Annotated in this window: 12 protein-coding genes; 7 read left to right on the forward strand and 5 right to left on the reverse strand. The window is 41.3% G+C overall.

Features of this window, described 5'->3' with window-relative positions; all coding sequences use genetic code 11:
- Positions 1 to 533, forward strand: a 533-nt coding sequence (locus tag V7K30_RS00005; RefSeq protein ID WP_334995900.1) for a transposase, incomplete at its 5' end; no start/stop codon positions are given.
- Positions 496 to 1,005: a transposase gene (locus tag V7K30_RS00010; RefSeq protein ID WP_334995902.1), complete on the forward strand. Its 510-nt coding sequence runs from the start codon at positions 496 to 498 to the stop codon at positions 1,003 to 1,005. The genes V7K30_RS00005 and V7K30_RS00010, both read left to right, overlap by 38 nt.
- Before the next feature lie 168 nt (positions 1,006 to 1,173).
- Here V7K30_RS00010 and V7K30_RS00015 read toward each other — a convergent pair whose 3' ends face one another.
- Positions 1,174 to 2,100 (reverse strand): RNA-guided endonuclease InsQ/TnpB family protein, encoded by a 927-nt coding sequence (locus V7K30_RS00015; RefSeq protein WP_334995904.1) that lies wholly within the window; start codon positions 2,098 to 2,100, stop codon positions 1,174 to 1,176.
- A gap of 152 nt (positions 2,101 to 2,252) precedes the next feature.
- Here V7K30_RS00015 and tnpA point away from each other — a divergent pair, with 152 nt between their 5' ends.
- Positions 2,253 to 2,657: an IS200/IS605 family transposase gene (gene tnpA / locus V7K30_RS00020; RefSeq protein ID WP_334995906.1), complete on the forward strand. Its 405-nt coding sequence runs from the start codon at positions 2,253 to 2,255 to the stop codon at positions 2,655 to 2,657.
- Between the two features lie 195 nt (positions 2,658 to 2,852).
- Here tnpA and V7K30_RS00025 read toward each other — a convergent pair whose 3' ends face one another.
- Entirely contained in the window at positions 2,853 to 4,865 is a 2,013-nt protein-coding gene (locus V7K30_RS00025) for an ABC1 kinase family protein (protein WP_334995908.1), read from the reverse strand.
- 280 nt (positions 4,866 to 5,145) lie between these two features.
- Here V7K30_RS00025 and recN point away from each other — a divergent pair, with 280 nt between their 5' ends.
- The 4 genes from recN (at position 5,146) to V7K30_RS00045 (ending at position 11,059) form a co-directional block, all read left to right on the forward strand.
- Entirely contained in the window at positions 5,146 to 6,894 is a 1,749-nt protein-coding gene (gene recN / locus V7K30_RS00030) for a DNA repair protein RecN (protein ID WP_334996137.1), read from the forward strand.
- 875 nt (positions 6,895 to 7,769) lie between these two features.
- A complete protein-coding gene (locus V7K30_RS00035; protein WP_334995910.1) occupies positions 7,770 to 8,714 on the forward strand; it encodes a hypothetical protein in 945 nt (314 codons plus the stop codon).
- A 120-nt stretch (positions 8,715 to 8,834) separates the two neighbouring features.
- The gene (locus V7K30_RS00040; RefSeq protein ID WP_334995912.1) at positions 8,835 to 9,092 is read left to right on the forward strand and encodes a hypothetical protein; all 258 of its coding nucleotides are present in this window, start codon (positions 8,835 to 8,837) and stop codon (positions 9,090 to 9,092) included.
- Positions 9,093 to 10,027: 935 nt separating this feature from the next.
- Positions 10,028 to 11,059: a hypothetical protein gene (locus V7K30_RS00045; protein WP_334995914.1), complete on the forward strand. Its 1,032-nt coding sequence runs from the start codon at positions 10,028 to 10,030 to the stop codon at positions 11,057 to 11,059.
- A 211-nt stretch (positions 11,060 to 11,270) separates the two neighbouring features.
- Here the strand turns inward: V7K30_RS00045 and V7K30_RS00050 are convergent, their stop codons facing one another.
- From V7K30_RS00050 to efeO, 3 genes are all read right to left on the reverse strand, one after another.
- Positions 11,271 to 11,945, reverse strand: coding sequence for a VOC family protein (locus tag V7K30_RS00050; protein ID WP_334995916.1), 675 nt, complete (start codon positions 11,943 to 11,945; stop codon positions 11,271 to 11,273).
- Between the two features lie 367 nt (positions 11,946 to 12,312).
- The gene (efeB, locus tag V7K30_RS00055) at positions 12,313 to 13,572 is read right to left on the reverse strand and encodes an iron uptake transporter deferrochelatase/peroxidase subunit (protein WP_334995918.1); all 1,260 of its coding nucleotides are present in this window, start codon (positions 13,570 to 13,572) and stop codon (positions 12,313 to 12,315) included.
- A 29-nt stretch (positions 13,573 to 13,601) separates the two neighbouring features.
- Complete coding sequence (efeO, locus tag V7K30_RS00060) at positions 13,602 to 14,792, reverse strand: iron uptake system protein EfeO (RefSeq protein ID WP_334995920.1); 1,191 nt, start codon at positions 14,790 to 14,792, stop codon at positions 13,602 to 13,604.
- Between the last annotated feature and the right edge of the window lie 2 nt (positions 14,793 to 14,794).

A 14,794-nucleotide genomic window follows, 5' to 3' on the forward strand; every position in this document is an offset into this window, starting at 1 on the left:
ATTATCACCACCAATGGTTTGCCAGTATTTATTTGACACCCATCTCCCAGATTTCTTGGGGTGGCGGTGTTTTGCCCAAGCCCTCAGCTTTAGATGAACCTATCCCACTAACATCGAAATATGGTAATTTACTTCTCATATTGAGAAGGGTGTATCTGTTTATGGCTGGTCGTTTTGAAGGATTGAGTGAGCTGGAATGGAAACTATTTGAGGATATATTTCCTGAAGAACCGTCCAAACGTGGAAAAGGAATGCCTCATACACCATATCGTTATGTATTAAATAGTCTGTTATACATACTGATTACAGGGTGTCGATGGTGTGACTTACCACATGGAGATACATGGGCATCAAAAAGTTCAGCCCACCGATGGTTAAAGCGATGGCGTGACGATGGAACATTTGAATATATACAAGGACGTGTATTAGCGATGCCTGCGGCGGGCTACGCCTACGCTAATGAAAGAGGGCTTATAAATTGGGATTTTGGGGCTGTTGACGGCTCTTTTTCCCCCTGGAAAGGGAGGAGGTGAAGAAGTTGCCTACGGAGGTAAAGGCAAAGGTGTTCTTATTCACACACTTACCGAAGGTGGTGGAATGCCCTTGGCTAATTGCACTACCCCAGCCAACGGTAACGAAAGAGAACAAGTAATACCTCTACTCGATAAAGTTAAACTTAAAACATTAAAACCTGGTAGACCACGTAAGCGAATCAAAGTACTAGCTGCTGATAAAGGTTACGACTCGAAACAAAAACGCGCTGATCTACGCAAACGAGGTATTCGTCCTCAAATCCCAAAACGAGTTTGGAAAACCAAGAAAAACATCGGAAGACCAATCAAAATTTCTGTTCCTAGATTTCAGCAAGAGCGGTGTTTTGCTTGGTATCAGCGCAAATACCGCCGTCTGGTCGTTAGATGGGAACGTCAAAAAGTTTACTTTGACGCATTCATTGACCTTGCTACAATCCATATCTGGATTAACAAAATATTATTAGTGGGATAGGTTCTCTGTAAGAATCGAGCTTACTCGGTGTGGGCAGATAAGGAGTCACGCATGAATCTTGCGGGTGGGACTTTCACTCACATCAATCTGAGAGTTCAACCTTTAATGACAGTGATCTGCTGTCAGGCTGGATTAGTTATTTACGGACTGATTACCGTGATTCACTAATCAACGAATCGCACTACCAGACACATTTAAATCTTCTAACGCAATAGCATCAACCTTTCTGGATACTATGAGGTTTGCAATATCCCACTGGTAAGCGACTCGTTTATTTGTAATCTTTTTGTGAAAACGTCCTAACTTGGTAGCTGCTTTTTTACGATTTTTACTACCCTTAACTTTTCTGCTAACTCGCCTCTGTCTAATTTTTAAAGTCCGTCTCGCTTTCTTGTTGGTTGAAAACTTAGGATTATCAATTTGATGTCTGTCGGAGAGATGGACAAGTTTTGTTATTCCTAGGTCGCAACCAAGAATAGAATTAACTTCATTTAACGGTTTCTGCACATAGTCTGGTATGGTTTTATCTTCAATCCTAATAGATGCGTACCAACCATCTTGACGCTTACGGATTGTCGCAGCTTTGATGGTAAAACCTTCTGGTATCACGCGGGAGTTGAAAAAACGCATCCATCCTAATTTGGGAAGATAAACTTTATTCCCTTGAACTTTTGCACCCATCTGGTAAGTAAAGGATGTAAAGTTACTCCGGTTTTTAAACTTTGGAAAACCTCTACCTTCATTCGCGCAGCGTCTCGCAGAGAAGAAGTTTTTGTAAGCAGTATCTAGACGTTTAACGTTTTGTTGTAGCACAGTAGAGTCAATTTCACCAAACCACGGTCTAGCTTTCTTTAACTCTGGCAATGCTGTTACTTGGATATCTCCCGCACTGCGTCGTGGGTTTTTGAGTCTGCCATCCTGATCAAATTTGGCATCTTTCCAGGGTTCTCCACTTGCACCATTCTTACTTACAAAGCAAGTTAGTGGACAGGCTTCTCGCTTGGTTCTGATATCACAATAGTCTCCCTGAATGAATTGCTGATTAGATTGGGCTATTCTGTCACCTAAACTCCAGTTGTAAGTAGAGCGAAGCATATCCAGCCATCCGACCATTTTTTTGACTGACTAATGTTAGAACGCAGCTTAAAACAAAAGTTTGTTAGCAAATATTATTACCTCCTATTGTCGATTAACTTCTTTGAATATACACTACATATATACAAAACACAACCAGCAATTATAGAAAGATGGGAAGTTTTTCTCCAGATGAATACAGACATGAAGGCAATGCAATATCACTTCTTAACTATCACTTCGTTTTTATACCCAAACGCCGAAAGAAAGTGCTAGTAGATGCAATAGCCGAGAGATTACAGGAAATCATCTGTGAGGTTTGCAATGAAAATAGATGGATAATTGTTGCAATTGAAATTATGCCTGACCATGTTCACTTATTTTTGAATGTGAAACCAACAGACAACCCATCCCAAATCATGAACAGAATTAAAGGACGGGCTTCTCATCATTTAAGAAAAGAGTTTCCAGAGTTGCTTAAACTTCCAACTCTATGGACACCAAGTTATTTTGTTTCAACTGCTGGAAATATTTCTACAAAGAATGTAATAGAGTATATTGCACACCAAAAAGATTAAATCGGAACACCGTAAACGGTGCTATTAGCTTTCATCCCCTGCCTGTTCGCGCTTGCGTCTCCCCTTCTCCCAAAGGGAGAGGCTAGCGCCAAGGGAGAAGTACGAAAAACGCAACTGCGTTGCTGTTTCTCAGGGGTTTTCAGCATTTTCCTTATAATTTATGAGTTAAAGAAAGTTTTTAACTCATAACTTTTACTAGGATGTCAATAATTGCCGAATTAACCTGGCTACAGCCTTTTGCGTGAAGCGGTTGGCAATTTGTTGACCTAAACGCTGTACATCTGAATTTACCAATAACTGGGTAATTTGGGGTACAAGTTCCACTGGATCAAAACCTTTTGTTTCTCGGAGAATACCTAATATACGTTTGATATGCTCCAAGGTTTGTTGTTGCTCAACTGTCGCCGACGGAGTTTTATTAACTGCTGTCAATCCTACCCGTTCTCGCAACAAGGAGGTAAAGTTATGCAAAACATTTTTACCGAAAGCATCGAGTCCGTTAACAGATTCATCTACCAGCTTGTCACGAATGAAAGCACCGCGTTCAGATGACAGAAATTCTATCCCCTGATTCAGCACTAAATTAAAGTCGTAATCTTGACTGTTACGCGCATTTCGTAACAAGTTCTCTAAGCGATTCCAGCGAAATCTGCCATCTTTAAATAGCAAATCTTGCAATGATGCTCTTAATTGCGGTGCTGGATCAGTTAACAGGCGTTTAGAAACGTAAGGATAAGCTTCACTGAGAACTTTAAAGGTGGGATCTATAAATATTGCAATACCTTCGAGGGTCACGAGGGAGCGAATAATTAAGGCGTAGTAGGGCGGTACGCGGAAAGGATATTCATACATCAAAGCCGATAGTTCATCGGTGATGCTTTTAATATTAAGATCGGCAACACTTGCTCCTTCAGCATCAGCAAAGACTCTCGCAAAAGCTGGGATAATTGGTGTTAAATCGGTTTCTGGTGATAAGAAATCTAACTTAACGTAATCTTTTGCTAATCCTTCAAAGTCGCGGTTGACGACGTGGACGATCGCTTCAATCAAACCATAACGCTGCGCCGGCTGAATCTCGCTCATCATCCCAAAGTCGAGATAAGCCAGTTTACCATCTGGTGTTGCTAATAAATTACCAGGGTGGGGATCGGCGTGGAAAAATCCGTGTTCTAGCAATTGGCGCAAGGAACATTGTACACCCACTTCAATTAAGTAGCGAGCATCTATACCTTGGGCTTTAATTTCTTCTGTCTGGGTTAATTTGATGCCGTTAATCCACTCCATCGTCAAGACGCGACGATTGGTGTATTCCCAGTAAATTTTCGGTACATATATGTCTTTTATATGACCATATAACTCGAAAAATCGTTCAGCATTTTCGCCCTCGTGGATGTAATCCATCTCTTCAAAAATGCGATCGCCTAATTCATCGAGAATCCCAACTAAGTCACTTCTTACCCGCTTGACCTTTTTCTGCACCCAAGCGGCGAGGTTACGCAAGATATACAAGTCAATGGTGATCCCCTCTCTTAAGTCGGGGCGTTGAACTTTAACAGCGACTTCTTCACCAGTTTTGAGTTTACCTTTATAGACTTGCCCCAATGAAGCCGCAGCAATTGGCTGAACCGAGAGTTCGGCGTAAACCTCTTCTGGAGGTGCACCTAGTTCTTCTTTGATAAACTGGTAAGCAATTTCGTTGGGAAAAGCCGGTAATTGGTCTTGTAGCTTAGTTAATTCTTCTAGGTATACGGGAGGAACCAGATCCGGTCTGGTGGACAAAGCTTGTCCAATTTTGATGTAAGCAGGCCCCAGTTGGGTTAGCAATACTCGTAACTGAGTGGCTCGGCGGCGATCATTTTTAACGACAATTCCCCGTTTACTATCCGACCACAACCCAAAGGCAAAGGATAGAGTCGGTCCCAACACGGCGAAAATCCGCCGGACAACTTGCACTTTTCTATTTTTGTAATGCGCCGCTATGCCCACGGGATCGTAAAGCGTCTCACGTTGGGCAGTTGTCCTCACCTTTTGGGCGGCTAAGAGGCTTGGCGATGTCTGCGACGGGCTACGCCTACCTACAACCAAGCCTTGTGTACCATTTTCTTCTGGCACTACATCAATAACGTCCAGTTCGCCTCGGCCATTTGTGCCGTTGCGACTGTCTTCCGAAATCGGTCGGGAACTAGGGGGAAGTGTCTTAACAATCATGAAGAAGGCCACCAGTCAGAACGATCACGTTAAGTATTGTAACAATATGTTGAGGAATTGGGCATGGGGCATTGGGGATTGGGCATTAATTATTTCCCACTTGCTCCCCGGCTTTGCGACTCCTCTGCCTCTTAAAAGTCTTCAGTACCAATAGGTCTGCTACACTTAAATGGGCATACTAGTTCAATAGTAGTAGCTATTGCTAGTTGCTGAAAGCTCATACTTATTGTCCTGTAAATTGGAAGTATTTGGCATCTGCCCTCATGGAGAATTTGGCTTGATGTTGCTTTGCCTGCGAATTGAAAACTTTGCCCTAATTGACCAACTGGAATTGGAATTTGGCGCGGGACTAAATGTGTTAACAGGTGAAACCGGCGCTGGAAAATCGATTATCTTGGATGCCATTGATGCTGCTTTGGGCGGTAAAGTCTCTAGTCGAGTTATTCGCACAGGGACAAGTCGGGCGATGGTAGAAGCGACTTTCACCTCAAACGCTCCCCTAGCCGCTTGGTTGACTGAACAAGAAATAGATTTGCTTGATGAAAATTCCGTAGTTATTAGCCGAGAAATCACAGCCAGTACTAGTAATATCCGCAGCCGATCGCGGGTGAATGGCGTGTTGGTAAATCGGCAGATCATGGCAGGAATGCGCGATCGCTTGGTGGAAATTACAGCCCAAGGTCAAACGGTGCAAGTGGGACAATCTGCTCAAGTCCGCGACTGGTTAGATTTATATGGCGGCGACTCTCTAATGCAGCAACGTCATAAGGTGGCCACGAATTTCAGTGCTTATCAACAGGCGCATTTAGCACTAGAAAAACGCCGGACATCAGAACGGGAAAGGTTGCAACAATTCGACTTGCTCACTTATCAAGTGCAAGAATTGGGAGCAGCTAATCTGTGCGAACCGAATGAATTGGAACAGTTGGGACAAGAACGGGAACGCCTGAATCATGTCGTCGATTTGCAACAAATGAGTTACAAAGTTTATCAGGCTTTGTATCAAAACGATAATGAAACTCCCGCCGCCGCAGATTTATTGGGAGACAGTGAGGTGACATTAAATCACATGGTAGAATATGATACCCAACTGCAACCCCTATTGGAATTGGTACGGGACGCGCAAGCGGCGGTAATGGAAGTGGGAAGGCAGATTAATGCCTATGGTGATGGTTTGGAAGCCGATCCGCAGAGGTTGGAAGAGGTGGAAGAACGGATTCAGGAATTAAAGCAAATTTGCCGTAAGTATGGGCCAACGCTTACAGAAGCGATCGCTTATTACCAACGTATCCAAGGGGAATTAGCCCAACTTAACGACACCGAACAATCTATTGAAAACCTAGAACAGCAAGAAAAGGCGTATTTTGAAAAACTCACCCAAGCAACTAATCAGTTAACTCAACTGCGGAGTAAAGCGGCTGCTAATTTAGAATCACGTTTGATCGCTGAACTCAAGCCCCTAGCAATGGAAAAGGTAAAGTTTCAGGTTGAGATCGTGCCTACTTTTCCAACTGCCACCGGAGCAGATAAAATTACCTTTATGTTTAGTTCCAATCCTGGAGAACCACTGCAACCTTTAACGGAAATTGCCTCTGGCGGGGAAATGAGCCGCTTTTTACTGGCGCTAAAAGCTTGTTTTTCTCAGGTTGATGTGGCTGGAACAATGGTATTTGATGAAATTGATGTCGGGGTTTCGGGAAGGGTCGCCCAAGCGATCGCGGAAAAATTACACCAGCTAAGTCAACGCAACCAAGTATTATGTGTTACCCATCAGCCTTTAGTTGCAGCAATGGCCGATCGCCATTTTCGCGTAGATAAGCAAACTATTAATCAAGGCAAGGGTAAAAAAGCCAACAATGACAACACCGAACAGCGTACCGTTGTCAGAGTTACTACCTTAGATAATTTAACTACTCGCCGGGAAGAATTAGCGCAGTTAGCTGGTGGTAAATCTGCAAGTGATGCGATCGCTTTTGCCGAATCTCTGTTATTGCAAGCTGCTAATCATCGTCGCGGGGAGCAGACTTGACAAGTTTAACAAGAAAGAATTCAGCAGTCACAATTAAGTATGTGTAAACAGTAGCCTTTTTAAGGGGGGTTAGGAGGATCTAAAAGTGCCTAAATTCACTGGCTGCTCATCGCCATCTTCACTCTTAGCAATAACCTATTACTCAGACTACGCCCAGAACTAGCCCGTTCTCAACTGCAAGGTTTAATAATTGGCGGAGTCATCCTTGCCCTTAGCATCTTCCCCCAAGCCATTGACTGGCGCATTGATTATACGGCTTACTACAAACGTTTCCACAAGCTAGGTCTGAGCATCTCTCTTCCGTAGTCGCTGCTATTTTCATGAAGACTGTCGAAGGTAACAAGACAACCTCATACATTGTAACCAGACCAACAAACTAAATGTATCCTTAATATTCCGCTTTCTCTTGATTTTTTTTAAATTAAACTCTTTCGTTCTCAGTTACTTTAGATTAACTTGATCAAGTTTGGTTTATGAATTCAGTAGATGCTGTTTTAATAGTTAAGTAAGTATTGGGTTATCAGATACTCAAAATGAGCCTACATTTAGATTAATGCTTTCTGATTAGCTGTAGCGCCGAAGTAAAGCACTGAATAGTTTTCCCTCCTTGAAAAATTGAATTTATGCCTCTACTATCCATTTTTGAATCCTCAAATAAAGAACATTTATATAAAGCTTTTAGAGAAAGTGATTGCCCTGCATTTAAGAGAAGATTAATGTTGTTGCCTTGGTGAGATGAAGCAAAGAGCAAAAAGATTTCTGAAAAATCTGTATTTGACAACAAATCATCATTCTTTTTCAGGACAATGGCATTAAGCCATGCGCCAAGGAGTTTGACGGCGTATCAAAACCTGGAAATAGAGAGGGTAGCCAATATGATATCTTTTGAATCAAATGAAGGCAATGTTTTTCATACAGATGGTATCCATTTAGTAATCTGGGAACCAAATCTTATAGTGTTGCCTATCCCAGAAAATAACTCCACTTCCGATTCCAATACTTTTGTAGAATTTAATGTCTACCTGATTAACAACACACCAAACCCTTTTCGCCTCAATCCCAATGAAACTCTAATTCCAGAGCTTTTGACATCAGATGGTCAAGCACTGCAAGGGCAAATAGTTCCAGATGAACCTGTTAACACAGAGCAAAGGAACATACCTGCACGCCCGGAGTTTCAATTGGAATTGAACCAGTTGCTCTCAAACTTATTCCGTTGGTTTTTTCCAAGAAAGACTAGAGAATTTGACCCTCGTTTGATTGATTCCAGGCAGTATGGACTTGCTACTGTGACTTTAAGGTTATTCTGGCAAAATAACTTGCTGCAACTTCAAGTTATTAACCGCTCTAGCTTTTTACAAATCTTTTTTAGTCTTCTTGATAAATCCTGGATTTTTAATCCTCTCCAAATAGGAGCCTATCAGCTTCGGTTCATATGGGGTATTCCTTTTAGGGATAGTGAATCTGGTTCTGACTCCCAAACAACTCAAGGAATAAGTACAGAACAATTAGCAACTAAAATCCTGAATCTTCGGTTGATTGAACCCGTAGGAGCTAACAACAGTGCAACAGAAGTAGATGGTATCCGTTTTGAAACCCTGATGCCAGAACAGGTGTTAACTCTCCCAGAAAAAAAGCGCGGTGTCGTAACTCGTGTACAGTTAGGGATTTGCATTACTAACAACACGTCTAGCCCAGTTCGCTTGAGTTTTTTTGCTACTTTAATTCCCCAACTTGTGGGAGGCGATGGTCAAGTATGTTTGCGGAACTATTTTCGGCGTGGCACTAAAAGACCATTACAGCACTTCCCGAAGTTATGAGGTACACTAATTGATCGAATTACCGTTTGTCTGTGCTAATAGCATTCCAAGTATCTGTACCTCATAGCAGCAGGAAGTGCTGTAGAATCAGATTTTCCATTAGTTATGCCTGGAGAAAATGTGAGCTTATTTCCATACACCAGTTTTTCTTGGTACAAACGCGATCAATTTACCCTTACCATTGATGCCGGAGATGGGGGTTATTGGAGATTTGAAGCTCTTAAAGTGGGTGTCTATCAAATTCATTTCATGTATAACAACAAAAATGCAACTGAAGAAATATATAACCGAGAAAGTATGAACACAAACTTAGTAGAAGCTATTTGGATGGGTATGGTATCTACCCCCACAGCAGAGTTTCGCCTAATCAAAGCTTAAAGCGAAAAGATATCGAGATTCCATCTAAAGATACAGACATTATTTCATAGAAATTTAATACTTACAAAAGGTAGAAGAATGTTAAAAAAACAATATTGCTTAGTTGTATTAACAAGTACTATACTTGCAACTCTACAAAGTCACTCAGGCTTTGCTGTCACAATTGGTAATCCAATTTTTATAAACTCTTTCGTTCTCAGTTACTTGAGATTAACTTCATAAAGTTTGGTTTAGTAATTCAGTAGATGCTGTTTTAATAGTTCAGTAAATAGGGGGTTTTCATATACGCCAAATGAGCCTAGATTTAGATTAATGCTTTCTGATTAGCTGTAGCGCCGAAGTACAGCACTGAATAGTTTTACCTGCTTGAAAAATTGAATTTATGCCTCTAACCACCATGATTACTAAAGGATTTCTGATATGTTCAACGAAAGAACATTTATATAAAGATTTTAGAAAGAGTGACTGCCCTGTATTTAAAAGAATATTGTTGTTGCTGCCTTGGTAGAAATGAAGTGAAGGGCAGGAAAATATTAAACTCATTTTATTTAACCGAATTAAATCTTGAGATTGGAGTGTCATTAGGTTATCTAGAGCATGAATTTACATAACAGTGCAAAATCTTGAAGTGAAGCCTCAGACTGAAACCTAGTTTCTATAGAACCCTCTAAACTTCAGAAAATATCTCATACCTCACTCAAAAGCGACAGTTTTAACTGTGGTTTTAATCTTTTTCGGAATGATAGTATTAAGCCATACACCAATCAATGCGATAGTGCATTAAAAGTAGAAGTTGAGAGGATAGGAAACATGACATCTTATGAATTGAATGGTATACACATAGAAATCTTTGATCCTAACACAATACTCTTTCCGACTAGAGTATATCCCATTCCCAAAAAAAAATTGGGATTAATGTTCCAATTAAATTCGGCGTGAGTATAAATCACACAAGTTCAAATTATTTTTATCTTAACCAATTACAAGCTTTTATCCCACAGCTTTTGACATCAAATAGGCAGATAATACAGGGACATTTAGTTACAGACGATCTGGCTACTAATCAACAAAATAAACAGCCAGATAGTAGCCAAAGTAGACAATCGGATTGGTGGAGAATTAGACCCAAATGCCGTACAAGTTTTTCTGTAACTGCAAAGCTTTTTTGGCAAGATAATTCTTTACAACTAAAAATTTCTACTATTCCCGACTATATTCTTGATCCTTTTAGGTCTAATTACTTTTGGTATTTCGATGCACTTGAAACGAAAAATTATCAGCTTCGATTTATTTTCAATACTGATGTTAGAGATACATATGTTTCAAGTTCTAACATTAACCAAGAAGCAATTGAACGAGAAACTAGTTCAGACATATTGGCAACCCCGTGGGTAGATATTCGTCTTGTTAAACTCTTATCAACTGATAGTAATGCAATAGAACTAGATGGAGTCCTGTTCAAAATAGATATGCCAGAGTCCGTACTGACCATCCCTTCTAAATTATTTCAAGCCAAAACTGATTTCAAGCTAGGTATTTATATTACAAACAATACATCAACCACTCTTGGTTTTTACCAATTAAGCTCTATTGATGCAATTTTAATAAGTGATGATGGTAAACCAATAAATCCCTCTGGCGAACCAACTAAACTTGCTTGGAAAAACAATGAACAAAATTATTACTTGCTTCAACTAGGAGAAAAAATGTTTGTGGATTTATGTGGAAAACTTCTTTGGTATTCTTCTCAACTTCAATTCGCAATTTCTAGCAAAACTCGTAGCTTGAATGGAAAAAGTGGCTCTTATTATTTTCCTAACCTCAAAGCTGGTGCATTATATCGCCTCCAAGTCATATATCAAGTTTCTGAATTGAGAGCAAGGCGTTTAGAAGAACAAGTATTAGAAAAATTTTGGAGTGGGAGAATAGCTATGCCTATTGTAGAGTTTCGTCTTATCAAGGGATGAATAAAAATTGAACGAAATTATTGTCTTTATAAGCGACATCCTCATTTCGCTCAAAAAATGATTGAACCTTAATGCTTAAACGAGGAAAAATGATCCGATTTATCCAATATTCTATTGCTTGTTTTACATCAGCTGTAGTAGTTGCAGTCACAGGTCAAGCTGGTGTTGCATTTACTATTATTCCCAACCAACCTGGGGCAACTGACAAAGTTCACGCTGCCAATTCTGAAAGGCGTAAACCAGCAATATTATCGCAGGTAAAAGTCTCTTTACCCATCCATCGGCGGCAGATTAGCTCTATAATTTGGCCTGCCCAGTTGCGGAAAAACCATTGGCACAAGGAACCATCTTCTTGAGGAGTCATAGACAGAGGAATAAAGCCCTTCTTCTGCCATACCTCTGCTGCTGCATAGATATCATTAACAAGAATGGCAACGTGATGGACAGTATTAAAACCTTGCTCCTGGAATAAGCTAGCGATCTGTTCATGTGGCGTATTAGGCGCAAGCAGTACCAAAACCATGCCTGACGGCATTAAGGCTGAGAGAAAGTACATGCTAGCATCTTCGGGCAATAGGTTTTGCTCTGGACAAAAATCATCAGGCCATTTTCCTGGACCTTCCGTGATTTTTGCATCATAGTTGATCAGAGTCTTCGCGTAGTCTGTGAGAGTTTCTGGATCAGGAAACAACAGTACATAGTGATCTACGACAACTAATTCACCAAATAGATGTATGCAAAAGGATGAGTTTAAGAATTCGGGAGTCTTGCATTCTTGTTTATACAAGAGCAATCCCTCAGTTTCCACAAAAGGCGACTCCTTATTCATCGAAGTCTCGGCTAAGTTAAAATCTTTTGCAGCATCTGCTGGAAGGTTATTGCTCATAATACTCACCTATAAAAAGGATTTAGGAATAAGAATTAAATAACATACAATTTAAATTTATGTCCCTGGCTGACCTCACCCTCAATCCCTCTCCTTATAAAGGAGAGGGAAGCTAGAGAAAAGATGACGTTTTGCATTTTATTTAATCCATGTTCCTTAGTATTTAACATTGAGGCTCAGAAACAGGGCTTATATCTACCATCATAGCTAAGATTGCTTTGAGCTAATGTCAAACACCTGCGATCGCGGTAACTACTAGGCGGGAAGAAATAGCGCTGTTCACTGGTGGTAAATCTGTAAGATAAGCGATCGCTTTTGCCGAATCTCTATTACTACAAGCTGCTAATCATCGCCAAAAAATTAAAAATTAAGCTTCTAGTAATGGCTGACCGAGATAACCTCCTTCAGCCTTGACACCAGGTAAAGCAAAAAAATATCCCCCACCAATGGGGCGAATGTACTCCTCCAAAGGTTCTCCTTTCAGGCGATTTTGCACCGTCACAAACCCCTTCTCTAAATCAGCTTGAAAACAGACAAACAACAAACCCATATCTAACTGTCCAGATTTGTCAAACCCGCGTGAATAATTGAAACCACGCCGCAGAATCAAACTCGACTCTGATTTGCGAGGATTAGCAAGGCGGATATGAGCATCTAAAGGGATTTGTTGACCTTTAGGATCTTGATCGTAATTGGGAATATCTTTCTCGTGCTTCATCCCCAAGGGTGCGCCAATTTCCTTGTTTCGGCCAATAATTGTCTGTTGCTCCTGTAGTGGTGTGCGATCCCAGCGTTCGACTAAGTTACGGATCACCCGCACCACTTGATAGCTTCCTCCTACTGTCCAAGCTGGTTCAGCACTGTTTGGCTTTACCCAGACAATCCGGTTCATCAATTTATCATCGCTAGCATCTAGATTTGCCGTCCCATCTTTAAAACCAAGCAGGTTACGCACCGTAGATTTGCCTTGTTTTTTGTGGGTATTTGGCGGCAGAAACCCCGCTATTTGCCAACGCAAAGTTATCAAATCAGGCAAGTTCTTAATGATATCGCGCAAAGCGTGGAGATTCGATTCCTCAGTATTCGCACAGAATTGCAACAGTATATCCCCATGACATAAATCTGGGTCAAGCTGGTCATTGTGAAAATTGGCCATAGTATCTAACCGCTTGGGTTTCAAGTTGCCAAGTCCAAAGCGGTTATCGAACAGTGAGTTACCTACAGCTATGGTGATTGTCAGGTTATTGGGAGCGATCGCAGGTCCCATAATCCCCGAATCACTGGGGGGAAATTTCGGGTCGCGTTGCTTGGGTGTTCCCCCTGCCATCAGAAACTGAATGCGCTCACTTAAAGTTTTGAACAACCGCACTAAATCTGCTTTATTTGCAGCAGTTGTATCAAATGCGACTATCAACCCCGAAGCAGGAGTAGGGGTAAGAATACCTGCTTGGTGAAGCCCAAAGAAGGGCACGACCTCTTCAGATGGGTCAAGAGGTGTTCCCAGAAGAGTCCGATAACCCAAAGTCGTCAAAGCTGCTACTCCACCTGCTGCTGCCATGCCAATTAACAAGTCACGACGGCTGATGCGGGGAGTTATGCGTAAACTTGGTTGCTTTGTAATAGACATAATTTACTCCTCTAGGAATTCTTGATCAATTAGTTAACGCCCAGAGTGCCACGCAACTGAGACAAATCTTCAGCAAGGGCAGCGATCGCTGTTTTCATGTCTTTCTTGTCTGCTTCACTCACCTTGTTATAGGTAGCAAAACCACCATCAGGGGTTTTGTATTTAGCAAGTTTTTGGTCAACTTTGGTGAAATTTGCATCCACACGCGCTAATAAATCTGGGTTGGCTTTTTGGATGACGGGGCGCAATAACTCCACAATCTTTTGGGAACCATCTACATTAGCGCTGAAGTCCCATAAGTCAGTATGGCTGTAACGGTCTTCTTCTCCAGAAATCTTAGTTTTACCCACTTCTTCAATCAAGTCAGCAGCACCACCAACCATATTTTTCGGTTCAATGGTCAAGGTGGCAATGCGCTTTTGTAGATCGAGTCCATCTTTCTGTAGCTTTTCGGCAAAAGGTTTCATGCCTTTTGTCGTTTTGTCTTGGAATAAAGCTTTCTCTAGGCGATGGTATCCAGTGAATTGTGGGTCAGCCTCTTTTTTAGCAAAGTCATCAGCACGAGAATCCATAGTTTTATCGAGATCGGAGAAAAGTTCAGCTATCGGTTCTGCACGTTCCCAGTGGGCATGAGTAGAGGGATAGAGTTTCTGAGCTTTAGCAAGATCTCCAGCAATCACGGCATCTGTGAAAGTCTTGTTATCTGCCACTAGTTGGTCAGTTTCTTTAGTGACGTAGACTTTGTATTCTGCGATCGCACCGACTAATTGACCCTGATCTACAGTCCCTTTGGCTTGAGAATCTCCAGATCCTGCTTTGACAGTGATTTTACCTTTAGGATTGCTGCGTAAACCGCAAGCCATGTCATATTCACCCGGTTCTAGATTGGTTTTGAGTTTTTGAACAAAGCCAGGAGCAATATTTTCCTTTTCCTCAACGACTTTCACCCCAGACAAAATCTCCCACTCCAAAGGTTGGCTGCTTTTGTTGGTAAGCACAAAGTTGTTTTCCCCAGATGCTAGTGTCAGCTGATTGGGTTCGCAACCTTTATCTGTCACAGCCAAAGCAGTTTCTGTAGAGTTGTTAGCAGAGGTATCACTCGCTACTTTAGCTTCTGGAGAATTATTCGCAGAAGTATCGCTTGATTTGTTGGATTCACAGGCAGCTACTGTCAAGGCAATTAGACAGATAATTGTTGAGTACTTTAAAACATTTTTCATTC

Source organism: Nostoc sp. (assembly GCF_036917655.1).
In the GTDB taxonomy this organism is placed as follows: domain Bacteria; phylum Cyanobacteriota; class Cyanobacteriia; order Cyanobacteriales; family Nostocaceae; genus Nostoc.